We start from the raw sequence: 22570 nt of genomic DNA, 5'->3' as shown, positions 1-22570 counted from the left end.
TTGTGGATGACAAAATTAAAACTGCGATCCAATCACTCTGACGACGACGCCGGCTCCGACGCCCAGCCGGCGCCCTGTTGGCCCATCCTGATCGTCGACGACGATGAGGACTTGCACTCCGTTACCCGGCTAGCGCTGCGTAACCTGGAGTTCCACAACCGCAAACTGCAGCTTGAAAGCGCCTACAGTGCGGAAGAAGCCAAAAAGACATTGCAGAAAAACAAAGGCGTCGCAGTGGTCCTGCTGGATGTGGTCATGGAGAGCGATAACGCCGGCCTGGAGCTGGTGCGCTACATCCGCGAAGAACTGGGCGATCACAACGTTCGCATCATCCTGCGAACCGGACAGCCGGGCATGGCGCCAGAGCGGGACGTGATTCTGCGTTACGACATCAATGACTACAAAAACAAGACCGAGCTGGACGCGCAAAAGCTCTACACCTCGGTCATCAGCGCTCTGCGCGCCTACGAAAACCTGCGCGCACTGGAGACCCATCATCACGGCCTGCGCCAGATCATCGAGGCGCCGGATTATCTGCAACCAGGAACCACACTGCAGGATTTCGCCAGAGACATTCTGTCGCAACTATTGCGCATCACCGGCTTTGAAGGGATGGGCATGATGCTGGGTCCGCCAAAGGCCTCCGCGACCATAGACGAATACACCATCCTGTGCGGCTCGGAGGAAATCACCGCAGGCGCGCCCTGGTTACAGGCGCCCATTCCCGCCTCCGCCCAAGCCACCATCAAAGCGGCCTTTCAGACCGGCGAAAGCCAGTTCACCCCGGCCGAAACCGTGCTGTTTATCGGGCGTCGCGACGAGCCGGGTCTTGTCGTCTATCTGGATGGACACACCCCTGACGGGTTGCCGCGCAACCTTCTGGAAGTCTTCGACGCCAAAGCCGCTATCAGTCTTCACAATATGCGCCTGCATAACCAATTGGCGGACGCCAACGCCACTCTGGAGGAAAAAGTCGTCGCCCGTTCACAAGAGCTTGAACGCACGCACCTGCAGCTTCTGCAAAGTGAGAAGTTAGCCTCTATTGGGCAATTGGCGGCAGGCGTCGCCCATGAAATCAATAACCCCATCGGCTTTGTCAGCTCCAACCTGGGCTCGCTGGAGAATTACATCAATGACCTGATGAGCATTATCAACGCAGCGGAAGCCGTGCGACAAAACAGCGGTGACGAAAACCCGCACTGGAGCGAATTCAAAACGATTATCAACGATCTGGAGTTGGACTATTTGCGCCAGGATATTCCCGACGTCATCGCCGAAACCCGCAATGGCCTTGAGAGAGTGCGCAAGATCGTACAGGATTTGCGCGACTTCACCCGCGCCGGCGAGGGCGAAGAATGGCGCCACTCCCCCATCGAGGCCCAACTGGAAAGCGCCCTGGCGATCGCCTGGAATGAAATCAAATACAAGGCTGAGGTGATCAAAGAGTATGGCGATGTGGGAGAAGTCGAATGCCTGCCGGGGCAATTAAACCAAGTGCTGTTGAACCTGCTTGTCAACGCCGCGCAGGCGATCGAGAGTTCCGGAAAAATCTGGCTGCGCACCGGATTCTGGGAGCAAGGCGTATGGGTGGAAATTCAGGACAATGGGGCCGGCATCCCGGAGGAAACCCGCAAACGGATATTCGATCCGTTCTTCACCACCAAACCCGTCGGCAAAGGCACAGGATTGGGGTTGGCTATCTCACACAGCATCATCGAACGCCATGGCGGCCGCATTGAGGTAGACAGTACGCCGGGACAAGGCTCCCGCTTTCGGCTTTGGCTGTTGAGCGAGCGTCCGCCGCAGGAGGCGGACGCGGAGAAGACGGATTAATCCATGCAGCGCCTCGGCGACGCGCGCCCTGACAGGACGCGCATCGTTGGAGGAGTGATTAATAGAAAGGAGTGGTCAATAGACCTGTTCTACGCCCCCTTCATTGACGATCAATACTTCCACACGACGGTTATCAGCACGCCCTTCCGCCGTATCATTGTTGGACACCGGACGCTGCTCGCCGTAGCCCTTCGCGGTGATTTTACTGGAAGGGATGCGACCAATTTCTTTCAGCATCTTGGCCACTTCCTCCGCCCGTTGTTGCGACAACCCCTGGTTCAGCTCGGTGGAGCCGCGATTATCGGTATGCCCGGACACCACGACCTGCGCATTGGGGAACTCTTTCACTGCTTCGATGATTTTGTTCACCAGAGCAAAGTTTTCGCCCTGAATCTCGCTTTTTCCAGAAGGGAAGTTAAACCCGTGGGCGCGAATCAGCACGTTGTCTTTCTGTCTGTACACGTCCGCTTCTTTTTCCGTGAACAGTGACTGCACCACGGCGAACTTGGCGGTGATCGCCTGCTTACGCCTCTCTTCCCGCTGCTGTTGCGCCATCAGTTCGTCTTTTTCCGACGCCGCCCTCATCTCACGTGTTTTGGCGTTTTCCAGCGCCAGCAGCGCGGAGTCGCGATCTGTCATCAGCCCTTGAATATCCGCGCTGACTTGACGCACCACTTCCTTGTTGGGCTGATCAAACGGTAGTTGTTGATTAATTGGACGAGCGGCAGCCGATAGTTGTTGCTGATACCACAGCACTTTGTCTTCTTCGTCGAAGTCGGATTCATCAAAGTATTTGACTGTGTCGGCGATGTACTCGGCGCGCATGACATTCCACAGGGACTTCTGCGCATGGGTCTGCGCCCGTTCGGTATCGGTTCTGTCCGCATCCAGGGTTTTCAGAGCCAGCTGATATTCTTCCTGCGCCATCCCCATGGTTTTGGGCGCCAGATCATCAATGTCGCGGCTTCTGGCCGATTCCAGCGCGTCACGGGCGCGGTCCACAATATTACCCTTGAGCGCGTTCAGCTCCGCTTGCGAGTATAAGCGCGCGACCTCCGCACGTCCGGCTTTAGCGTCTTCGATAGCGCCTTTTTCAATCATTCCGGTGAGCTTGACGAGACCGTCCTCCGCTTTCATGAACTCTGCGGGGATCATCTTGTCGGCATTGGCCGCCAGGGCTTTCTGACGGGCGTTAAGCACATCTTCCAGGTTGTAGGCGGCGACGTCCGCATTGGTGCGGGCTTCGCTGATGGAGGCCAGTCCCTGTCTGGCGATGCCGGTGGCTTTGGCGTTATCCGCCTGGGCCCATTGCAGAGCGTCCTGATAGGACTTCCTGGCCTGGCTGTAGCGCTGTGGCGACAATACGTTGAGATTCTGTGATTTCCCCTGCTCGACCTGATCCCTCAGTTCTTCCAGGGCGGGATATTGCTGGTAGGCGGCCTGCTCAGTAAGCGCGGTCTGCGAAGCGCACCCAGTGAGCGTTACGGCGGTGATTACTGCGGCGAGATAGGCGTCTACTCCTTTCATTCTGAAGTCTCCTTACGATGGTTGGATACTTACATCGTGCTGACTGATTTTTGTATACAACGTGAAATCAGTTATACGGTAAGTAGATACAACATAGATTTATTTTTGTTCGATTCTCCTGAACATCCTTGGAGGGTCACAGCACAGAGTAGTCAATAAAGTCAGGAACCGCCATTAATTGCGGCCCTGATCGACTTAGTGAGTTGTACTTAGATGTGTACTTAGAGCTGTACTTAGAGGTGTATACATAGATATGTATACATAGAGATGTACTTAGGATGCGCAGGAAGACGATCCAGAGGAAAATCAGGACCGCCTCACCAGCCCTGAATGCGGGGCCAGACTTCAAGCAGATGGTTGGCGTCGTCCAGCACGTGATACTGCTGGAACTGTCCCGCCGTGGCGCAGGCGTGGTTGGGAAGAATGCGCAGGCGCGCGCCTACAGGCAGGTCCGGGAGCGCTTTGCCGCTACCTTCGCGCATGCTCAGGATACCGTGCTCCTGATTGACGGCGCTCATCAGCAGGTCGTCAATCACCCGCCCCCGCTCGTCGCATACCACACCGTACCGTTGATCCACTTTCTGTCCCGCCGTGCCGCGATCCCGGGACAAGGCCGACCAGCCCGCATCCACAAAGACCCAGCCTTTGGCTTTATTGTGTCCGGTCACAGTGGTCACCACCGACAACGCGATGTCGTCCAGCTGGCATACGCCGATGCCCGCCATCACCAGATCGAAGAAGGTATAGACCCCGGCCCGCACTTCCGTCACGCCTTCCAGATGGGTGAACGACAACGCCGCCGGCGTCGAGCCGACGCTCACTTGCGGACAGGCCACACCCGCTTCGCGCAACGCCTGCGCCGCGGCCACCGCCGCCTTGCGTTCCTGTTCGGCGGCGACGGCCAGTTGTTCCGGCGTATCGCAGTCGTAAGTTCCACCGGAATGACTCATCACGCCGCGCACTTCCACTCCCGCTTCATGCAACAAACGTCCAATATTGACCAGTTCGGGATCATCCGCGGGCAATCCAGCGCGGTGACCATCGCAATCCACCTCGATATACACGGGGATATTGGCGTCGTTTTCCCGACAGAAGGCGACGACCATCTCGGCCTGCTCGCGGCTGTCCAGCAGAATGGAGATATTGACGCCTTGACGCTGCAACGCCAACACGCGGGGCAGTTTTTGCGGGGAAATGCCGACGGCGTAGAGCAAATCCGTATACCCCGCTTCCGCAAAAGCTTCCGCCTCTTTCAGGGTGGATACTGTCGCCGGGTCCTGTTTGCTCGCCATCACCAGCGCCGCGGCGGGAACGGACTTGATCGTCTTCAAGTGTGGCCGCAAGCGCACATTAAACGGCTGCAAATAAGCGCGCATACGCGCAATGTTGGCGTTAAAGCGGGTCTTATCCACCGCCAGAAATGGCGTGTCGATGGTATTCAAACCTTCTGTGGGCGTTGCGGTCACAAAGTTCTCCCGTTGCAGTTATTCATTCGTATCTGTGTCATCTATACGCGCAGAGTACTGGTCACGCTTATTCAGGGCGTCAAGGCGCCCTACTCAACATCGCCATAGGCGCTGGCCAGCACCACCACGTAGCCATCAGGATCACGCAGCCAGATTTCCCGATGCTGGGCGCGAGGATTCAGTTTCGGCCCTTCAAGGATGTCCGCCTGCAGCGCTTTGGCCCGCGTCACCGCCGCATCGAACTCATCCACCTGAAACCATAACAGCACGCCGTAACCATGTGGCGCGGCGTCCGGGTCGCCCAGGTTAGGGTGATCATGGGCATGCCAGGCGTGCAGTTGCATAAACATGTCCTCACCCTGCACCAGTTGTTCATATTCCGGGCCGCCATGCCCACTGCGGCAATCGAGCAATGTCTGATACCAGCGGCTGCTGGCGGCCACATCGCGGACAGCGATAAGCGTTTGCGCTTTCATCTTTCGCTCCTTATCCATGCTTGAAGAAACAAAGCTAACTTATTGTTTGTTAGATATAAAGACTAATTTTCAAGCGTATCTTTCTCTCGCACCAGTCGTAACGCCAGCGGAAACCTGGCGGTGTGTCCGTCTATGTCCCCGGTCATAAAATCGACGAAGTAATACAGGATGGGAACCTCTTCAACCTGGGTCTCGCTCCAGTATGGGCTGCCCTCTCCCAAGTCCTGCACATCCGGAAAAACCTCAGCGTTGATCGCCGGTTCCGAGCAGCCTTTTCGCACCAGGCTATATAGCTCCTCAATAGTCGGGATGCGCCAGCCATGGCCCTGCAGTTGCGCAAAGTGACGCGCGCCTTCCAGGGTGGAGATTTTCACCTTGCCGACGCAGCCTGAGCCCTCTCGCCAGGTCAGCCCCATGCTGCAGCGGCTCCAGATCAGTCCGGTTTTCGTATCATAGGCTTCTGCGCCCTTCAGTACGAACTGAGAGGTAGGCGTGACCTCAGAGGAGCACGCTTCCTGCGCTGCAACCGCCCCAGAAGCCAAAGAGAATGCGAGCAGAAATAACAATTTATTTACATTAAATAACATAGAGTTAGACCGCACTATTAAAGTAATAGATTACACTTTTTGGCAGTCTATCACTCATGCCGTCATCACTCTGTTAACAAACCGTCAGCTTATTCCTGGCGCATTCGCCGAGCTGGCCTCGCGCACGGTCAGGTGCACAAACTCCAGCTTCTGTAATATTTGCGGCCCGAGCACAAAGGGGTACGCATGGGCATGCCCCATACTGCGGTTCAGACTGTTGAGCGCGAACGTCAGGGGCAGCCAGTGGTCCACCAGTACGGAAAACGCTGGCTGGTTGTAGGGATCAAAATCATGGCGCACGTCCAGATTGGCGTCATCGCCGGCGCGGGGATGAATCATCAGACCAAACTGATAGGCCGTTTCCAGGGTGTCGATCATATGCAGGTAATGCGCCCAGGTTTCCGCCCAGTCTTCCCAGGGATGACTGCTCGCGTAGGCGCTGATGAAACGCTGCGTCCAGTCTTCAGGCGCGCCGGACTGGTAGTGGCGCTCCAGGGCGTCGCTGTAATTCAGGGTTTCATCGCCAAACTGGCTGCGAAAAGCCGGCAGCCGGTCGCTATCCCGTATCAGTCTGTCCCAGTAATAATGCCCGGACTCATGGCGAAAATGACCCAGAATCGTACGATAAGGCTCGCCCATCTGCTCCCGCATACTCACCCGCACTGCCGGGTCCGCTTCGGCAATGTTCAAGGTGATGACGCCTTGAGCGTGGCCGGTCATAACTCGGCCGCGCTCATTGAAACTGGGATCGGGGTCCGCCAGGAAATCAAACGCCAGCCCTGCGTCATCCTGACTGCGGGGCGTCAACGGCAGTCCCAGACGCATTAAGGTGAAGGCCAGACGACGCTTTTCCGTCTCCAGCGTGCGCCACAGTGGCAGGTTTTCCGCAATACTCAGGTCTGGAATGGTCCGGTTGAGCTGGCAGGCGGCGCATAAGTCCACTGGCTCATCCGCATTCAGCATCCAGTTGCAGGCTGCGTGAGCGGCGTAGTTAGAGCACTTTTTGTACTGCCCATAGGTATCCCCTACGCGTCGCCAAAACCGGTCTCCATCGGGAGTAAACGCCGCCATGGTCATCTCACTGGGCGCGAAACCCAGCGTTGCCCCGCAACGGGTGCAGGCGACGTTTTCAAAATAGACGAGATTACCGCATGCCGGACAGGTGAATAGTTTCATAAAAGGCGTGGCTCCCTGCGACCTTAGGTAGTTGATTCAGCGAAGATTACGAGCTCGCCCTGAACATCGACGCGCGGCTCCAGTATATCTGTTTAGCTTTGCAGCGCTTGCACAATGGTGGGCCTGAAAATAAAAAACACCGCCCCCAGAATGCACAGCCCCGCCCACAAAAAGTCCAACCTAAGCGGTTCTTTCATGTAGAAAAAAGCGAATGGAATGAAAACACTTAGCGTAATAACCTCCTGTAGTATCTTAAGTTGCCCCAAACTGAGTTCGCCATAACCTATGCGGTTGGCGGGAACCTGAAGCAGGTACTCGAACAAGGCGATTCCCCAGCTCACCAGCGCGGCGATGATCCAGGGTTTGTTATTCAGCTCCTTCAGATGCGCATACCAGGCGAAGGTCATAAATACATTGCTGACGAGCAGCAGAGAGACACTCACCACAACAGGAGACAAAGTCGGCCACATAAACAACCAGCAATAAAAGAAGATGGATGATAGCGAAAAAGACAAGCCAGAGCGGCTTAGCCTGCGCCGCAGATCGCGGCCTCAAGCATCCCCATTTCATCACAAACCGGTTGTTTGTCAATAAGAGGTTTGAACGCCTCAATGCGTCAGCTGGTCGCCGCCTCCAGCGCCTCATCCTCGGCGCTCTGCTCCGAGTGGATCGAGAAACGGTCCAGCTCCTCCATCGCCCTCACCTGGGCCACGTTTTCGGGACTCACTAACACTTCTACACGCACCAGCCCCAGCGCTTCCAGACGCTTGGCGTAGTTGGCCAGCACATTCTTTTCAATCTGGCCAATGCGGGTGTTCGACAACCCTGTGCGGCGCACGATCAGTTTCCTGCGAACGTGTTTGACCAATAAGTCGTGCGCGATAATGCGATTGGATTCGGCCAGTTCCATGCCGGAGATGGCGATCCGGAATTGTTCTTCTGTCATGGGAGCGATTACCACCTGGATCTAAAAAGAGAAAAGCGTCCTTAGCTTGGCTGTTTGTCTCACCGCCGCTATCGAAACAGCAATATACCCCAAGCCCATCAGAGATATAAATGGGGATTATTGTTGTAGTTTAAAGTATTAAGATAAATCAATTGCGTTACCCGGTAACATATTGGAAAATGAGCAAAACTCAAGCAGGTTGCCACGATGCGAAAGAAGTACGACATTCAAGCGCTGGACTATGAGTACGCCAAACGCTGGATAGACAATAAATTCCGCGACGCCGCCTTCCCCGGCGGAGCCGACGCCGCCCCCGATCGTCGTAGACGCGCCGCCAAAGCGCTGACCCGGGCCGCCAGCCACAGTTCTCTTAACGCCTGGTGCGAAAAGTGGATGACGTCAAAAGAATGGAACGCCATGAAAAACGCCATCCGCGCCGCCCGCCTGCGTCGGGAAAAACAAAGAGGAACCGCCGTCCCCACCCGCGGCGTGGACTTAAACGTCATGGCCCACCAGATCGTCAGCGCCCTCGCCAAAGCTGAAGGCGTGACCATCAGCGAATTGATAGAGATGAAGTTGAAGAAGGATTTCCAGAGGTTAAAAAGAAAGATGCGCCGTTAGGCCGCTGCAGGCGCCACTGAGATTTCGCACAAAGAGAACAAGACGTCTCTTTATTGTCTAGACTTTATGTCACATGCAAGTCAGGACTGGGCGAAGCACTTTATGGAACGCAGGCTTTTATCTGGCCGTCTCCGAAATCAACCACTCTATTTCAGAGCATTAGCGATTCTTTTATTTGTTTTCGCATTGCATGCCCAGGCCCGTGAAACCATTTCCATCGCCACTGGCGAATATATCCCCTGGACTTCCCAGAAAGGTCCCCATGGCGGCTTCATCAGCCATGTCATTACCGAGGCGTTTAAACGTCAGGGGATTGACGTCACTTTCGAGTACTACCTTTGGGCCCGTAGCTACGAGCAGGCGAAACAAGGCCTGCATAACGCCGCGTCTTATTGGATTTGCAGCGAAGAGCGGGAGGAGGATTTTTATTGCAGCGAGCCCCTGGCTGAAGAAGATATCGTCTTTTTTCACCTTAAGAGCACGCCGCTGGAAAATTGGAGCGCCCTCGACGACCTGCGTTCGTACAGCATCGGGGCCACGATTGGTTATACCTATACCAAGGAGTTCTGGGCGGCGGCGGAGTCTGGCATGTTGCGGGTAAGCACAGTCCCGGAGGACGAACAGAACTTCAATATGCTGGCGTTGAATCGCATCGACTTGTGCCTGATGGGCCCGGTCGCAGGCCTGACGTTGCTGCGCCAGAAGTTTCCCAAGGCGATCAGAGAGTCCATCACCTACAATCCAAAGCCCCTCGCCACCACCCGCCTGAGCTTGCTGTTCTCCAAAGTCCACAGGGATTCCGTACGTCTGATGCTGATGTTCAATGAGGGACTCAAGCAGATCCGCGCAGAGGGGATCTATGATCGCTACATGGCGGATCTGCTGGCCGGGAAATATGACCCGAAAAACTAGCCCCCCTGAAAAACGTTGGCGAGGCCACAGATAGTTTTTCAGAGGTTCCCTGGCGGATCAGCCCTGTCTATAGCGAATATCCCTGTAGAACTCACGGGAATCCGCATCAATCTCGTCCCCCGCCGCAAACAGCGTCTCCTGCTCGCGCTCCGTTAGCGGGGCTTCCACATAAGTCCCCGATGAGGGCTGAAACCGAGTCGTGCTGATCATCCACTCCTGGCTTTGGTTCTTCAGAAACCCGCGTCCGGGGTGGACGCCGCAAAGCCAACGCTGGCATTCGCTGCAGGCGTTAAAATACTCGCTGTTGTCGTTCATGGCGAAAAACACCATGTTATCCAGCCTTTCACCATAGGCCATCGCCAGATAGGCCGCGCGATTTTCGGCACACCCGCCAGTTCCCCAGTCTGTCGTATTCAATTCCGCCATGTTGTAGCCGACATAGCAGCGGCCTGTAACTGCAGATACCGCGTAACACATGGTGAGACCGCTTCTGTTGGTGTTCGCCTCTCGCAGACGACGCTTATACATACGCTGGGCGATCGCTTCGATAATTTGCTTGTGGGTTTTGGCCATGAGACACACTCCTTGCAGTGAGAAAGGTTGCTCCTTCGGCGTCAAAGAGACTGCATGAGCCGATTATCAATATAGGCGTGAATAAACAGGCGAAGCCTTTATAGAAAGATTAAATTTTGCACAACCCCACTATCTATACCGTAATAACTACGATTCGCCTCGCCAACGCCGCCCGGCCCCATGCCGATGGGCTATACTTCCCAAAAACAAGAACAATCCGGAAAGATAACAGCAGGAAGCAACATGGACACTTCATTAGCGCTTGAGCTGACGCTCGAATTCTGGTTTCTGGCTCCATTGGCCGTCATTATCGCCCTGGTGCAAACCTCCTGGTTCCACAACGTCATACAACGCATCACCCAGCAAGAGGAAGCGCCGACCTCCACGCCACTACCCGTCATGCGCATCGCCGACGCCAACGAACGCAAGCCCGCAAACAGAATCAGAATATGCCCCCAATGCGGCGCACAGATGGTCAGCCGCCGAATCAAAAAAGGCCCCAGCGCCGGCCGCGAATTCTTCAGCTGCAGCGCCTACCCGAAATGCACGGGCGTCCGGGCGGCTTGATAATAAAGTCAGTTAGCCATTCGAGGCCTTAGATAGAGGCCTCCGTATCCAGCTTGTTCATCACAGACTGCGCGAGGTTTTACTCTGCGTTGGTTCTGATTGTTTGGGACTGCCGCTGCTTCTATTAGACTGCCTGGCCAAATAGACTGTTCGTTTGATTTTGCTAATTGGCGGTTTTGGCGTCACCGAACACGCCAAGCTGCAGCACGTTTGATAGGAGTAAACACTTGGCCGACGCCCCACCTGAGCTGCTATTCAGCCCAAATCCCATATGGCATTACTTCTGGGTAGTCTGGATGCTGGTCTTGTTTTCAGTGTTGCTCATTCAGCTTCCGCTGGCTTATTTCGCCTTAATCAGACCTTTCGACAAGAAGTTCGAAATGAAGAATATTGTCCTGGAGAGGGGGATTTTCTATGGCAGCTTTATCGTCCGCCTGACCAATTACGTTCACGGGATTGTATTTGAGCCTTATCGCGGCAAGCTTTCCAACTCAATCGCCAAAAGGCTCATTGATGGCAAGTTTGGTCATCAGGACCAGCTGTATGAAAAGAAAATTAATATGCGATCCTCCGCCAATCCCCTTCAAATAGTTCTGAGCTACATTTTAGTAGCCAGCACTATCGTGATGATCGGCGGCATGATTCCGTTGCTTATCCATAACTTTATTCTCTACCCGGAGTTCGCCGCTGCGCGAAATAGCTAACCTTTTTACCGTTTTGAGTCACAGAAATTGCCCACGTCGCCCCCAGAGTTCTTGTTAAGCCCGAACATTTATTGGCATTACGGGCTGCTTATCTGGGCGCTGGTCATGTTCTCAATTCTGCTTATCCAGTTGCCCTTGGCTTATTTCTCCATCGTCAGGCCTTTCGATAAGAAGTTTGAGATTCAGGAGTTCACGCTGGAGAAAGGGATCTTCTACGTCAGTTTCCTGATTCGACTATTCAACTATGTATCGGGTATTTTGCTGCAGCCTTACAAAGGCAGGCCTCTTAAAGGGCTTGCCAAAAGGTTTGTGGATGGGCGCTTCAATTACCAGAAAAGCGTTTACAGGAAGACCATTAACTTTCGCGCTCACGCTTCAAGCTTTCAAATCGGTCTCTGTTATGTTTTGGTTGTCAGCACCGTCATTATGTTTGGCGGGCTGATTCCATTACTCATCCATAACTTTATTCTCTACCCGGAGTTCGCCGCGGCGCACGGAGGATAAGACTCCTGCGCCCTGAGGGCGCGCTTTACTTGCCCGGCATTTTCATCACAAATTGCGTGTGGTTTTGTTCTGAGTTGGCGGCGATGCAGCCGCCGTGGGCTTCTACGATGGATTTGACGATGGCCAGTCCCAGACCGGCGCCTTCGTCGGTGCGGCAGCGGGAGTCGTCGACGCGGTAGAAGCGGTCGAACACGCGGGACAGGTGTTCCGGTGGTATGCCGGGTCCAGGGTTGGCGACGCTGACCACGGCGAAGCCGGGAGTGTCGCACAGGGAAACGGAGACGGTCCCGCCTTCGGGAGTGTGACGTATGGCGTTGGATAGCAGATTGCTGACAGCGCGGCGCAGCATCATGCGGTCTCCCCGCACTTTGCGACAGCGTCCCTTGAGGGTCAGCGATACGCCCTGAGCTTCCGCCCAGGCTTCGAAGTAGTCTAACAGGTCCTGCACTTCCTGGCGTAAGCTGACTTTTTCCAGCGACAAGCGACCCAGACCGCTCTCCGTGCGCGCCAGCAACAGCATGTCGTCGATCATTTTGGAAATGCGCTCGAACTCCTCCAGGCCGGAATAAAGCACCTCTCGATATTCCTCTACGCCCCGCCCTTTGCTCAACGCCACCTGAGTTTGCGTCATCAGGTTGGTCACTGGGGTGCGCAATTCATGGGCGATATCCGCCGCGAAATTGGACAGCCGCTGATAGGAGGTTTCTACGCGCTGCATCATGTCATTGAAAGAAGCCGCCAGCTCCACCAGTTCGATCGGCGCGGCATCCAGCTCCAAACGAACGTGCAGCCGGTCTGAAGAAACTCCTCGAATACGATTACTGACCCGCCGCAGCGGCGCCAGCCCCCTGCCCACGCCGACCCACACGCCGCAGATTCCCACCAGCGCCGCCAATAAAGTGGACGCCCATAAGGTATGGCGATAGCTCTTCATGAATTTACGGTGGGCGCTGATTTCAAGCGCCAACGTCACCAGATAATAGGAAGACGGCGCAGCTTCCGGCGCGCTCAATTTGAGGCGAATGCCCCGGTAGAGATTCTGTCCATCCCGCCACATGCGCAGATTATCCGCGGTAATGACCGTGAGCACTTCCAGATCTCCCGGCGACCCTCTGCCGCGAAACTCAGGGGACGCATAGATAACTTCACTGGAAGGCTTGCTGAGTTTGCAGATCACGCCCAAGCGGCCCGGCAGCGCGCGATCTAGCTTGCGCTGCAACATATCAATATCTTCAGCGGGCCAGTGCTGGAACAGGATGTCTTCCACCACCGCCGCCGCTTCCTTCAGCACCGCGCTGTCCTGCTCCATGAAGTGCTGGTCGATGGTGCGCTCGATCAACCAGCCGAATACCAGAAACACCGCCAGAATGGCGATCCCCACCAGCGCAGTAATACGAACTGCGAGGGGCAATGGTCGCTTAGGGGAGCTCATTACGCACGTCCAGCCGATAGCCCATGCCCCGTACGGTCTGGATCAATTTAATATCATGACCATCGTCCACTTTCATGCGCAGGCGACGCACCGCCACGTCAATGACATTGGTGTCGCTGTCGAAATTCATATCCCACACCTGAGAGGCGATCAGGGATCGGGGCAACACTTCCCCCTGACGCCGCACGAACAGCTCCAGTAAGGTGAATTCTTTCGTGGTCAGCTGAATATCCGCGTCGCCTCGACGTGCGCTGCGGCGAGAGACATCCAACGTCAGATCGCCCACGCTCAGTTGATTTCCACTTAAAGGCGCCAAGCCTCGCCGCAGAATATTGCGCACACGCGCCAGCAGTTCGGAAAAGGCGAACGGCTTCACCAGGTAATCATCGGCGCCGGATTCAAGCCCCTGCACCCGATCTGACACGCTGTCGCGAGCGGTCAGAAACAATACCGGCGTAGCGTTGCCCGCTTCCCGCAAGGAGGCGAGCAAACGCCAGCCGTCCAGATCCGGCAGCATGATATCCATCACGATCAGGTCGAACTGCTCCGTCATGGCCAGATGCCGGCCATCCAGGCCATTGGCGGCGGTATCGACGACAAAGCCCGCTTCCGTCAGGCCTTTCCGCAGGTATTCCCTGGTTTTCGCTTCGTCTTCCACGACCAGCAGTTTCATGTTACGCCTCCGGGCTGCATGGGGTTGTCGCATAGGGACATGTGAGGGGAATCGAGCCGCGCGTGCGGGCGCGGCGGCGCAAAGATAACCCGTGACGCCGTGCGTAAAGATGACGCACGCATTACGACCCTGTAATCCATGCGTCATGCCTCAGTCAGCGCCGACGCGACATAGTGTCGCCATCCTTTTTCGAATTACCGGCGCAGCCGGCCTGTTGCGAGGGAGTTGCTAGCAGCGGAAACCAAAAGGATTCGGATTAAGCCGGGCCAAACCCGTAGCGAAAAATACTGTCCGTAAAGGTTTAACGAGATACACACCCTGTAACTGGAGAATTGAAACGATGAAAACCAAAGCAATGATTTTAGCGACACTGATGGCGACCAGCTACGCCATGACTGCAAGCGCCAGCGAAGAAGGCGGCGGTTACCTGTGGGAAAAGAAAGCGGAGCAAAAGACGCATTCCACAGCGAAGTCCGGCAGCTCCGCCGCCAATCAAATGGGCCACACTGCGGTGCAACACAAGCGCTTTATATTTGACGACGCGCCCAGCAACGACACGCAGTCTTAATACCTTTTCCAATACCCTTAGCATTTAGAGCGATCAGACATCACACAACGGTTCCACCTGAGATGTCCACTCAGTCGGGGGCTTCCCAGCCCCCTTTTTTTGAGCGCCAGGCGACTAGCCGCCGGACGGCGCTGCAATGGTCGCCAGCTTTTCGGTCAAATCCTGCAACGCCTCGGCTGCGACGACAAGGGGCACATGCAACCCTGACATCATCAACCTGAACTCCTCCACAGTGAAATCGTCCCCTTCTTCCAACTGTTCCTTGATCAGCTGCAGCATGGGCAGCAGAGAGAATTGCAGATTGGTCAGATGAAGCCCTCCCTGCCCTTCTCGAACCGCCTTCTTGTGCGCCCGAATAATCTCGTTCCAGGGATTATTGCAGGCAAGATCCTTGATGGCTTGCAGCACATCTTCCTCTGACGCGGGAGTCGTGTCCGGCAGCTCCCAAGTGGAAAAGTTATAGCCTTTGGTAAAAATACTCTCGCTTTCAAACGCTTGGAAAGCGTGAATTTCCAATATCTCTAAAGAGCCGCCGGGGCGAGATTCAATCCGCCCCCCCACCTCCTCTTCCAGCTTCCAGGCCAGCCAAGGTCCCTGAGCGACTTGCCTGGCCGCCACTTCACGCAAAACGGGATTAGCGACCACCATGGCAGGGCAATCCAGCAGCGCTCTCCAACTGGCGCTAAGCATGGGTGGAAAGCTCACGCCTTGTGAGGCGAGCGGCGATTCCCCTTTGAGCCCGGCCAAGGCCAGCCTCAACGCCTGGATATCCGGATTATCAATGCCGATCATTCCTGCGGTGTTGTGTATCACCGTCTCCAGCAGGTCCTGATTGGGGCGCGGACTCAAAAGCAGCAAGTGGGCGGCGAACAGTCCAAACAGCGGGTTAAAGAACTTGTCTTGCAACAGCGCGTTCATTTCCTCCCGGGTAATGGCCTGCCGCCCCTGCAGCAATGCATAACGGGCAATCTCGGTAAGCCTTAAATACCGTCGCAGTTCGTAATGTGGCAGTCCCATTCCCGAAGGCGTCATCAACATAGCCCTATCGCTGAAGTCCTGATAACCAAAAGGCCCCTCGTCAGGAAGCTGAAAATAGATCTGACTACGCCACCCCGTCACAACATAAAAAGGCGTCAAAACCGTTTCGCCCTGCTCATCTTGATAGCCCAGCAGATAGTATCCGGCCTTCAGCTTAAGGTTGACGGCGAACAGCCCCAGCTCCGGCAAATGGACTTCCTTGCGGCGAAAGTCAGCAAGCTGATTACCCATGGCGTCCCGCAGCTGTAGTCGATCCATGACGATGCGCAAACGGTCCGCGCTTCGCCCCTCGTCGTGATCGGGAACCCTATCCTGACGCAGACTCAGTAACAGTCCGCCGTCCCATCCCAGTCCCACGTCCTCTGGTTCACTTGCAACCAGATCAAACAACGCCGATTGTTGACGCCTGGTCCAATCCTCGCCCTCCTGCACCGGCGCAGGGTTGGCGAAGTCGATAGCGTTCAGAGGCACTGTCAGCGTCTTTGCTTGCGGCTCAACCAGGAACAACGATTCCGTGCGGCCGCCGCCAGCCTGCGCGCGCGCTTTATACAATCCCGGCGCCAGGGCCACAGTCAATGCGCCAAACCCGTTTGCCACCACTTGAAAAGCGCTGTCCACCACTTCGATTTCACCCTGGCGGTCGGCGATATTGACGGTAACGGATGCTTTAGAGTTCGACATCGTCACCTCCAGTTTCAAATTTCTGTTGAATCGAAGCGCCGCCGGTCGCCATCAATAGAGAGACCGGCAACGGCAGTTCAAACTCGCCATCGACGACGGCAATAACCAACTCCTCGCTGTCGTCGCCTCCAAACTGGGCCTCACGCTTAACTTTTACCTGATCCCCGTTAAGTATCAGTTCGGCGACCACTTCAAACTGGCCGTTCACGATTCGGACTTTCTCGCCGTCGCTCCAGTTCTTCACTTTGAAGCGCTGCGGCTTCAACTTACCGGCCTTGCGCTGGAAATAGATTTCGCCAATGGTGGGAACCACCACCTCCGGCGGGTCCGCCGGACTTCCCTCGCAAAGAATGCCCCACTGACTTTCCAGATAATTCTTCACCGCCTGGGAAGGCACCTCCGTTTTTCCCCACTCCGCATGCTCCAGCGCATCCAGAAAAGCGTGTGTCAGCAGCCCGTGCACCTCGCCATTGCGAGCGGCGATGGCGCGCTCCTGCGCCTTGCCTCCTCGCGGCGCCCCATACAGTTCAAACAGCTTTGGCGTGACGCTGGCGCCGATATTGATGGGTTGCGGGAGGGGCGGCGGCATAGGGCGTTGCGTTAATTTGGCGTCACGGCAGCAGTCCATGATCAGCACGATCTCAGAAAACAGCCCCTGATCCTTGGTCCATTGCGCAAAATAGGTGCCGTAGATATTCCAGTTTTCTATCGGACTGCTATTACCTACGAATAGCGCAGCATGGGCTTCACGGCGATATTTCTCACAAAAGCCGTGCCCGGAGAAATACAGATAAAGCCGACCTTGGCGATAAACGTAGCCGCTGCGATCCGGCTTGCTGATCAGCTTGAGGAACTTCTTGAAGAAATCCTGAAACAGCGGCGGCATGGCGCTGTCGTCACCATCATCCCTCGCTGTCAGATCAGCCAGCGTCATGCCGGTTTCGTCGGATACAATTTCTATGACCTGAGCCGCCGGCACATCCCCGCCGGCAGGCGACGTCAGCCAGTTGCGCATCAGCTCAACGTCACGAACCGGGCCTTTCAGGTCAGGCAGGCGATCAGGGTCTGCATATCGGCTGATGCCCACCAGAATAGCGTAATCATTAGTGGCCATGGCGCTTAGTACCCATGTTGAAGAATGTACGCCACGCTCCCCATAGTGCAGGGGTCCTCGTCATCAAAGTCCCCATGCTTTCGGCCGTCGCTATTGCGGCCATCCCCTGCAACGCTGGGCGACCACACCAGGCTGTTGGGGTATTTGGCGTAAAACTCGCGACAGGCCTGGATATTCGGGAAGGCGTCGGCGTTGTAGACGTCGCTCTCACTCAGATAGCGCTGCATGCCGACCAGCGGCTCGTCCGGTTCGTTCTCCAGCATGCCTGAGACGAAGTACAGCAATGAGCTGCAATACAGTATGGGAACCAGAGTATCTCCCGCCTCACGCTCATCGCACATGGCGAACTGGCGGAAATGACTGATCCTGCCGCCATGTTCAGCGACCGTCGCCGCCATCAGCGCATGGGTGGCGGCTGGCGCTTCGAATAGGACGTCAAACTGCTGATTGGGCAACAGACGGGCGGCGCTTCTCAGCAGATGACAGATATAGATCGCGCCGGTGCTGTGCCCCACCAGAGTAATTCTGGGCGGCGTCTGCACGCCCTCCAGTTCTTCCTTCAGCGCAGACAGAAAGACATGGCCGCCATATTCATTTCCTTCAGTAAAGGCGTCGGCGGTGTCTTTCTTCATTCGGTCCCACCAGAGCGAGCGTCCAATTTTGTCGATATACAGTTCTCGCAACGCCTCCTCCACCAGGGTGACGTAGGGACCGTGCGCCCGCCCGGCGCGAAAACGCCGAATTACGCGCAGAACTATAGCGGCGACCACCTTGGCGACTTTCCACCAGGCGATAGCGCCAAACCCTCTGGTGGCTTCTGCCGGCTGAGGCTCGAACAGGCGATCCGCCGCTTCCTTGCTGATCTGCGAATTGGAGGCGACTCTTGTCCCCTCTGATTTGGAGGCCGACTGCAGGCCATTTCGCGGCTGCAGGCCGTTATAGACTTCCGTCACCGCCTCCTGAAAGACCGGATCACCCTCTATGCTATCGGTAATATCCGCGTTCAGTTCGTCCACATCCAGCGTTGCGCTGCGGGTATTGGCGGCGATCACAGCGTCGGACAGGCCGGCGGATTTATGCAGGGCGTCAGGCGGCGTGTCTCTGCGCCCGGCGAACCAGTCGTCGAACTCCTGCCGCAGCTTGATTTCATTAACCCCCACTCCCCCTGCGCCTTTTATACCAACGCTTGCGGGAAGCTTCTTCAGCACCCATTCGGAGATTTTTTTCACGAATTCCCTGAAGATTTTTTCGTTGGCGATTTCCTTCAGGTTGTTCAGCGGCGCTTCGAAAAAGCCGGACTCCCATACAAAGAATATGGGATAAGCGCCGGCTTTATCTGCATATAAGGGGTTCAGTCGCTGCTCGGCCGTTTCCCGCGCGCTGCTTGCGCTGACCAGTCCACCGTGAAAGTGGATGACGATTCCCGCCGCCGGGTTCTGTTGCAGCGCCTGACGCACGATATGGCGCACGTCCGCCGCAGAGGTAGTGGATGCAGGCTGTAATCGCCCGTCCGCCAAATGGATAATATGATTCTTGGAAATGAACATGCGCACCTCCTTCAAGCTGACCCTGCCATGACATGTTCTCAGAAGCCGCCTTCCATAACGGCGAAGGTTCATCCCGCATCGGCTGCTGAAATTCCCTTCGCGTCCATCGCCTACAGCCCGCAAATACATCCGGCGCCCAGGAAAGGCGTTAGTTTCAGTATAGATGAAGAAGTCGTTTTGTGAGGGAGGGATTCCCTCATGCCGGGGAGCAGGCGCAGGCAAGACAGGGCCTGAAACGCTCAGCCCCTGTTAAGAGATAAAACGGGCGCTACTTCACTTGCGCGCTATAGTTCACAGGAATCCACTCAAACGCGCCGCCGTCCCGCTGCACATGGCCGACGCCAGGGAATGGAATGTGCGCTGCGCCCACAAGGTAACCGTCTTCCACCGCATCGTTGAAGGCGGCTAGTCGTTGACGGGCGGCTTCTGGCGAGTCGACGTCGAAATCGATGGTGATTTCCGGTCTGGCGAACTGGATGTCGCGGATATGCAGCAGGTCCCCCAGGAAGCGGATGCGCTGTCCTTGGCTTTCCACTTCATACACGGTATGTCCGGGTGTGTGGCCATGCGTGGCGACAGTTTTCACGCCGGGGAATAACTCGCCATCGCTGTTAAAGGTTTTCACTTTATTGGCGTTCAGATAGGGCCTGACGGATTGCTCCGCCCAGTCGAAGCCGCGTTTCAGCGTGTCATTCACTTTGGCTTTATTGGCTGGATTCATCCAGAAGTCGACATCGTGCTGATCTACATAAACCGTCGCATTGGGGAACACCATTTTGCCGCTACGAGTCATCCCGGAAGAGTGGTCGCCATGGATGTGCGTCAGCAATACGGCGTCGATCTGTTCTGGCTGGTATCCGGCGGCTTTCAGGTTTTCCAACAAATGACCGCCCTTGTCGCCGAAGATATCCCCCGCGCCGGTGTCCACGATGGCCACATGATCGCCTGTGTCGATTACGAAGGTGTTGATAGAGGTTTCCACCTGCGGTCCCAGATAATGACGCGCCAGCAATCGCGAGACTTCTTCCGGTGTCGTGTTATTCATCAGTTTGGTGAAGTCAACCATCACGGAGCCGTCGGACACCGCCGTAATTTTGAAGTCACCCAGCTTCATGCCGTAATAGCCAGGGTTGCTTTGCGCCGCTGCGACAACGGGAGTGGACTTGGTGTTTGTAGCGGATTCAGCGTAAGCGGATGGCGTCGTCATAGATACTCCTGCAGTCAGTAACGCAGCGCCCAGAAACAAACTACGCGCCAGGGGTGTTTTTTGAGTGGTGGGGGAAGTATGGAAAGAGGTGCGGAGAGAAGAGGTAGACATAGTATTTCCTTAAAAAATTTTTCTGCGGCGCGGCGTTTTCGCCATTGCCTTTGACCGGGTGCAATGATTCAATATTTGACACCATCACTCAAATCGATTGTTGCAATAATGAATATCACTGAAAGAGATTTTAGGGGCGTCGACCTTAATCTACTGGTCACCCTGCTGGTTTTGTTGCGAGAGCGCAGCGTCACCCGCGCGGCGGAAAAACTACACCTGGGACAACCAGCGGTAAGCGGGGCGCTGTCGCGACTGCGCGAGCTGTTTGACGATCCGATTCTGGTGCGCACCGCGCAGGGCATGTCCCCTACAGTGAAAGCGCTGCAGTTGGAAGCGGAGTTACTGCCGGCGCTGGGGAAAATCCATTCCGCCCTGTTCGAGCCGTCGACGTTCGATCCAGTCACCAGCGAGGGAGTCTTCACCGTGGGCATGTCGGACTGGGTAGAAGTGTGGCTGGGGCCGCGTCTGATCGCCAAGCTGCATCAACAAGCGCCGTCGATCCGTCTCGCCATCAAATCCGTCGATCCTTTTCAGGGGCCCTCCATGCTGGAGCAAAATGGCATGGACTTGGGCGTTTCCTGCTTCATGGACGGCGGACCCGCCTGGATGCTGCGCAAGCGCCTGTGCTCCATGGGCTTTCTCTGTGTTTACGATCCCGCTCAGCTCACCATCACAGAGCCCCTTACGCTGGAGCAATATGTCAGTCACCCGCATTTGATGGTGACCTACAAGGGTGCGTTTGAAAGTAATGTGGACGTCGCGTTGGCGGAAATGGGGCTGCGACGCACCGTTCAGTTCGCGTTGCCGCGCTTTTCCACCCTGCCCCCGATACTCAAGCGGATTCCTGCTCTCGCCACCGTTCCCAAGGTCGTCGCCAGTTGTATGTGCGCCGCGTCGGGGCTTCGCGCGACAGCGCCGCCACTGTCATTGGCGGACACCAGCGTGGATTTGGTGTGGCGCGCCACCCGCGATAAAGACCCGGCTCTGCGCTGGCTGATGACTGTGATAGAGGAGTGTCTACAGGAGACCATGGCGCTCTGAAAAACCCTCTAACTTAGATCCTAAGCGTCTGTTTTTAGTGATAACTTTGCCTGTTGCCAGCAAGCCGGAAACAGGCGTAGTATGAATTCGTCCCCCCTTTTTATCGCCTTGTCTCGCAACGATAGCGTCGCCTGACAGGGTCGCTGCAACCTCGTCGATAGGATTCGACGTGCGTGTGACGTAACAGGCGGGACGGCTTACGAAGCCCGTATATCGCTGCCAGAAACATGGATTGCAACGGAAGGAACTCGATATGTGGCGAAATCACCCTTTTGCTCTCGGCATTACCGCGATCACCGTCGCGGCGATTTTGTTCGGCGTCGCCGGCGCCCTCGCCAAAGTACTGTTCCATGCGAATATCTCGCCTCTGGATCTAACGGCGGTGCGCTCCCTGGTCGCCTGCGCAGTATTTTCGCTGGCCATGCTGTTGACGCAGCCCGCCACCTTTCGGGTCAGCAAATCGGCGATTCCCCTGCTGATCGCCACCGGCCTGGCTTTCACCGCCGTAAACATCACTTTTTACTACGCCATCAGCATGATCAGCGTGGCGGCGGCCATCACTCTGGAATATACCGCGCCATTTTTCGTGCTATTGATCAGCGTCGCCTTCGCCTCACGCCGCGTTGACCTTCGCGACGCAGGCATCGTCGCGTTGAGCGTGGCGGGCTGCTTTCTGCTCACCGGCGGCGAAGCGGAGCTGTTCTCCCTCAACGCGGGAGTGCTGGTGGGGCTGGCCTGCGGACTGGCGTTCGCCATCTTCAATATGCTTGGCAACGCCTGCAAGCAACGGGGCGTCGGCGCCAGCACGGTGACGCTCTATGCGTTTCTGGTAAGCTCCTTGCTTTGGCTCGCGGCGCTGCCCGCGCTCAGCGTGCATACCATCGATTACTCCGGGGACGTTGTCCTCTACATCGCGTTCATCGCGATTATCGCCACCATCATTCCGTACTGGCTGTTGATGTATGGATTGCGTCACGTAGACGCCCTGCCCGCCACCATTATCGGCATGTTCGATCCCCTGGTGGCCGGGCTGGTCGCTTACGCGCTGGTGGGCGAACGCCTGACCCTGGTCAACATGTTCGGTATCGGCGTCATCATCGTCGCCGTCTGCCTCATCACAATAAAAGAAAAAAACGCCCAGTCCTCGTCCCAGAAAAACAAAGCGAAAAAGGAACTGGACGAGTCCTCCGGGACGCTGCAGGAACCCACTCAGAACGCCTACTAAATCCACAGCCGCCACGCCTGATTTGGGCTCACCGCGGTGAA

The 22570-nt window shown here is 56.1% G+C and carries 23 protein-coding genes; 9 read left to right on the top strand and 14 right to left on the bottom strand.

Going from position 1 to position 22570, the window contains the following annotated elements:
* Nucleotides 1–6: 6 nt before the first annotated feature.
* Nucleotides 7–1833 carry an ATP-binding protein gene (locus EUZ85_RS16820; protein ID WP_127970381.1) on the top strand — a complete coding sequence of 609 codons (1827 nt, stop codon included), beginning with the start codon at nt 7–9 and terminating at the stop codon, nt 1831–1833.
* A 75-nt stretch (nt 1834–1908) separates the two neighbouring features.
* On the opposite strand, the gene EUZ85_RS16815 is transcribed toward EUZ85_RS16820, so the two are convergent.
* The 7 genes from EUZ85_RS16815 to EUZ85_RS16785 form a co-directional block, all read right to left on the bottom strand.
* Nucleotides 1909–3360, bottom strand: a complete 1452-nt coding sequence (locus EUZ85_RS16815) for an OmpA family protein (protein ID WP_127970380.1) — start codon at nt 3358–3360, stop codon at nt 1909–1911.
* A gap of 317 nt (nt 3361–3677) precedes the next feature.
* A complete protein-coding gene (locus tag EUZ85_RS16810; protein ID WP_206618080.1) occupies nt 3678–4826 on the bottom strand; it encodes a DSD1 family PLP-dependent enzyme in 1149 nt (382 codons plus the stop codon).
* Between the two features lie 89 nt (nt 4827–4915).
* Nucleotides 4916–5302 (bottom strand): VOC family protein, encoded by a 387-nt coding sequence (locus EUZ85_RS16805; protein WP_127970379.1) that lies wholly within the window; start codon nt 5300–5302, stop codon nt 4916–4918.
* Between the two features lie 62 nt (nt 5303–5364).
* A complete protein-coding gene (locus tag EUZ85_RS16800; RefSeq protein ID WP_127970378.1) occupies nt 5365–5889 on the bottom strand; it encodes a DUF1566 domain-containing protein in 525 nt (174 codons plus the stop codon).
* Between the two features lie 84 nt (nt 5890–5973).
* Nucleotides 5974–7065 carry a putative zinc-binding metallopeptidase gene (locus tag EUZ85_RS16795; protein ID WP_127970377.1) on the bottom strand — a complete coding sequence of 364 codons (1092 nt, stop codon included), beginning with the start codon at nt 7063–7065 and terminating at the stop codon, nt 5974–5976.
* A gap of 92 nt (nt 7066–7157) precedes the next feature.
* On the bottom strand, nt 7158–7535 hold the full coding sequence (locus EUZ85_RS16790; protein ID WP_127970376.1) for a DMT family protein: 378 nt from the start codon (nt 7533–7535) through the stop codon (nt 7158–7160).
* A gap of 146 nt (nt 7536–7681) precedes the next feature.
* Nucleotides 7682–8011: a transcriptional regulator KorA gene (locus EUZ85_RS16785; RefSeq protein ID WP_127970375.1), complete on the bottom strand. Its 330-nt coding sequence runs from the start codon at nt 8009–8011 to the stop codon at nt 7682–7684.
* A 207-nt stretch (nt 8012–8218) separates the two neighbouring features.
* Between EUZ85_RS16785 and EUZ85_RS16780 the strand changes: the two genes are divergently transcribed.
* Both EUZ85_RS16780 and EUZ85_RS16775 read left to right on the top strand, forming a co-directional pair.
* Entirely contained in the window at nt 8219–8632 is a 414-nt protein-coding gene (locus EUZ85_RS16780; RefSeq protein ID WP_127970374.1) for a hypothetical protein, read from the top strand.
* Between the two features lie 102 nt (nt 8633–8734).
* Nucleotides 8735–9544, top strand: coding sequence for an ABC transporter substrate-binding protein (locus tag EUZ85_RS16775; RefSeq protein WP_127970373.1), 810 nt, complete (start codon nt 8735–8737; stop codon nt 9542–9544).
* Between the two features lie 57 nt (nt 9545–9601).
* Here the strand turns inward: EUZ85_RS16775 and EUZ85_RS16770 are convergent, their stop codons facing one another.
* Nucleotides 9602–10117 carry a hypothetical protein gene (locus EUZ85_RS16770; RefSeq protein WP_127970372.1) on the bottom strand — a complete coding sequence of 172 codons (516 nt, stop codon included), beginning with the start codon at nt 10115–10117 and terminating at the stop codon, nt 9602–9604.
* A 243-nt stretch (nt 10118–10360) separates the two neighbouring features.
* Here EUZ85_RS16770 and EUZ85_RS16765 point away from each other — a divergent pair, with 243 nt between their 5' ends.
* The 3 genes from EUZ85_RS16765 (at nt 10361) to EUZ85_RS16755 (ending at nt 11892) form a co-directional block, all read left to right on the top strand.
* Complete coding sequence (locus tag EUZ85_RS16765; RefSeq protein WP_164887270.1) at nt 10361–10684, top strand: topoisomerase DNA-binding C4 zinc finger domain-containing protein; 324 nt, start codon at nt 10361–10363, stop codon at nt 10682–10684.
* Nucleotides 10685–10980: 296 nt separating this feature from the next.
* Complete coding sequence (locus tag EUZ85_RS16760; protein ID WP_246842208.1) at nt 10981–11388, top strand: hypothetical protein; 408 nt, start codon at nt 10981–10983, stop codon at nt 11386–11388.
* 105 nt (nt 11389–11493) lie between these two features.
* A complete protein-coding gene (locus EUZ85_RS16755; protein ID WP_241567060.1) occupies nt 11494–11892 on the top strand; it encodes a hypothetical protein in 399 nt (132 codons plus the stop codon).
* A 25-nt stretch (nt 11893–11917) separates the two neighbouring features.
* Here the strand turns inward: EUZ85_RS16755 and EUZ85_RS16750 are convergent, their stop codons facing one another.
* Nucleotides 11918–13324 (bottom strand): heavy metal sensor histidine kinase, encoded by a 1407-nt coding sequence (locus EUZ85_RS16750; RefSeq protein WP_127970368.1) that lies wholly within the window; start codon nt 13322–13324, stop codon nt 11918–11920.
* Nucleotides 13311–13997 (bottom strand): heavy metal response regulator transcription factor, encoded by a 687-nt coding sequence (locus tag EUZ85_RS16745; protein WP_127970367.1) that lies wholly within the window; start codon nt 13995–13997, stop codon nt 13311–13313. The genes EUZ85_RS16750 and EUZ85_RS16745 overlap by 14 nt, the downstream gene beginning before the upstream one ends.
* 340 nt (nt 13998–14337) lie before the next feature.
* Between EUZ85_RS16745 and EUZ85_RS16740 the strand changes: the two genes are divergently transcribed.
* Nucleotides 14338–14565 carry a hypothetical protein gene (locus tag EUZ85_RS16740; protein WP_127970366.1) on the top strand — a complete coding sequence of 76 codons (228 nt, stop codon included), beginning with the start codon at nt 14338–14340 and terminating at the stop codon, nt 14563–14565.
* Between the two features lie 114 nt (nt 14566–14679).
* Here EUZ85_RS16740 and EUZ85_RS16735 read toward each other — a convergent pair whose 3' ends face one another.
* The 4 genes from EUZ85_RS16735 to EUZ85_RS16720 form a co-directional block, all read right to left on the bottom strand.
* Complete coding sequence (locus tag EUZ85_RS16735) at nt 14680–16284, bottom strand: hypothetical protein (protein WP_127970365.1); 1605 nt, start codon at nt 16282–16284, stop codon at nt 14680–14682.
* The gene (locus tag EUZ85_RS16730; protein WP_127970364.1) at nt 16271–17398 is read right to left on the bottom strand and encodes a caspase family protein; all 1128 of its coding nucleotides are present in this window, start codon (nt 17396–17398) and stop codon (nt 16271–16273) included. Before EUZ85_RS16730 ends, EUZ85_RS16735 begins: the two co-directional genes overlap by 14 nt.
* A 5-nt stretch (nt 17399–17403) precedes the next feature.
* Nucleotides 17404–18945, bottom strand: coding sequence for a hypothetical protein (locus EUZ85_RS16725; RefSeq protein WP_127970363.1), 1542 nt, complete (start codon nt 18943–18945; stop codon nt 17404–17406).
* 268 nt (nt 18946–19213) lie between these two features.
* Nucleotides 19214–20263, bottom strand: a complete 1050-nt coding sequence (locus EUZ85_RS16720; protein WP_127970362.1) for an MBL fold metallo-hydrolase — start codon at nt 20261–20263, stop codon at nt 19214–19216.
* 108 nt (nt 20264–20371) lie between these two features.
* On the opposite strand from EUZ85_RS16720, the gene EUZ85_RS16715 reads away from it, so the two are divergent.
* Both EUZ85_RS16715 and EUZ85_RS16710 read left to right on the top strand, forming a co-directional pair.
* A complete protein-coding gene (locus EUZ85_RS16715) occupies nt 20372–21304 on the top strand; it encodes a LysR family transcriptional regulator (RefSeq protein ID WP_127970361.1) in 933 nt (310 codons plus the stop codon).
* A gap of 253 nt (nt 21305–21557) precedes the next feature.
* Entirely contained in the window at nt 21558–22529 is a 972-nt protein-coding gene (locus EUZ85_RS16710; RefSeq protein WP_127970360.1) for a DMT family transporter, read from the top strand.
* The last annotated feature ends 41 nt before the right edge of the window (nt 22530–22570 follow it).

The organism is Hahella sp. KA22 (genome assembly GCF_004135205.1).
Classification (GTDB): domain Bacteria; phylum Pseudomonadota; class Gammaproteobacteria; order Pseudomonadales; family Oleiphilaceae; genus Hahella.
Note: the sequence above shows the minus strand (reverse complement) of the source record. Positions and strands in the feature narration are given on the sequence as shown.

Coding starts and splice junctions, on each gene's coding strand:
- EUZ85_RS16750 (WP_127970368.1), bottom strand. CDS start 13,324: ATGAGCTCCCCTAAGCGACCATTGCCCCTCGCAGTTCGTATTACTGCG.
- EUZ85_RS16775 (WP_127970373.1), top strand. CDS start 8,735: ATGGAACGCAGGCTTTTATCTGGCCGTCTCCGAAATCAACCACTCTAT.
- EUZ85_RS16795 (WP_127970377.1), bottom strand. CDS start 7,065: ATGAAACTATTCACCTGTCCGGCATGCGGTAATCTCGTCTATTTTGAA.
- EUZ85_RS16720 (WP_127970362.1), bottom strand. CDS start 20,263: ATGTCTACCTCTTCTCTCCGCACCTCTTTCCATACTTCCCCCACCACT.
- EUZ85_RS16780 (WP_127970374.1), top strand. CDS start 8,219: ATGCGAAAGAAGTACGACATTCAAGCGCTGGACTATGAGTACGCCAAA.
- EUZ85_RS16725 (WP_127970363.1), bottom strand. CDS start 18,945: ATGTTCATTTCCAAGAATCATATTATCCATTTGGCGGACGGGCGATTA.
- EUZ85_RS16760 (WP_246842208.1), top strand. CDS start 10,981: ATGCTGGTCTTGTTTTCAGTGTTGCTCATTCAGCTTCCGCTGGCTTAT.
- EUZ85_RS16710 (WP_127970360.1), top strand. CDS start 21,558: ATGTGGCGAAATCACCCTTTTGCTCTCGGCATTACCGCGATCACCGTC.
- EUZ85_RS16805 (WP_127970379.1), bottom strand. CDS start 5,302: ATGAAAGCGCAAACGCTTATCGCTGTCCGCGATGTGGCCGCCAGCAGC.
- EUZ85_RS16800 (WP_127970378.1), bottom strand. CDS start 5,889: ATGTTATTTAATGTAAATAAATTGTTATTTCTGCTCGCATTCTCTTTG.
- EUZ85_RS16745 (WP_127970367.1), bottom strand. CDS start 13,997: ATGAAACTGCTGGTCGTGGAAGACGAAGCGAAAACCAGGGAATACCTG.
- EUZ85_RS16765 (WP_164887270.1), top strand. CDS start 10,361: ATGGACACTTCATTAGCGCTTGAGCTGACGCTCGAATTCTGGTTTCTG.
- EUZ85_RS16820 (WP_127970381.1), top strand. CDS start 7: ATGACAAAATTAAAACTGCGATCCAATCACTCTGACGACGACGCCGGC.
- EUZ85_RS16755 (WP_241567060.1), top strand. CDS start 11,494: ATGTTCTCAATTCTGCTTATCCAGTTGCCCTTGGCTTATTTCTCCATC.
- EUZ85_RS16740 (WP_127970366.1), top strand. CDS start 14,338: ATGAAAACCAAAGCAATGATTTTAGCGACACTGATGGCGACCAGCTAC.
- EUZ85_RS16785 (WP_127970375.1), bottom strand. CDS start 8,011: ATGACAGAAGAACAATTCCGGATCGCCATCTCCGGCATGGAACTGGCC.
- EUZ85_RS16770 (WP_127970372.1), bottom strand. CDS start 10,117: ATGGCCAAAACCCACAAGCAAATTATCGAAGCGATCGCCCAGCGTATG.
- EUZ85_RS16790 (WP_127970376.1), bottom strand. CDS start 7,535: ATGTGGCCGACTTTGTCTCCTGTTGTGGTGAGTGTCTCTCTGCTGCTC.
- EUZ85_RS16815 (WP_127970380.1), bottom strand. CDS start 3,360: ATGAAAGGAGTAGACGCCTATCTCGCCGCAGTAATCACCGCCGTAACG.
- EUZ85_RS16730 (WP_127970364.1), bottom strand. CDS start 17,398: ATGGCCACTAATGATTACGCTATTCTGGTGGGCATCAGCCGATATGCA.
- EUZ85_RS16715 (WP_127970361.1), top strand. CDS start 20,372: ATGAATATCACTGAAAGAGATTTTAGGGGCGTCGACCTTAATCTACTG.
- EUZ85_RS16735 (WP_127970365.1), bottom strand. CDS start 16,284: ATGTCGAACTCTAAAGCATCCGTTACCGTCAATATCGCCGACCGCCAG.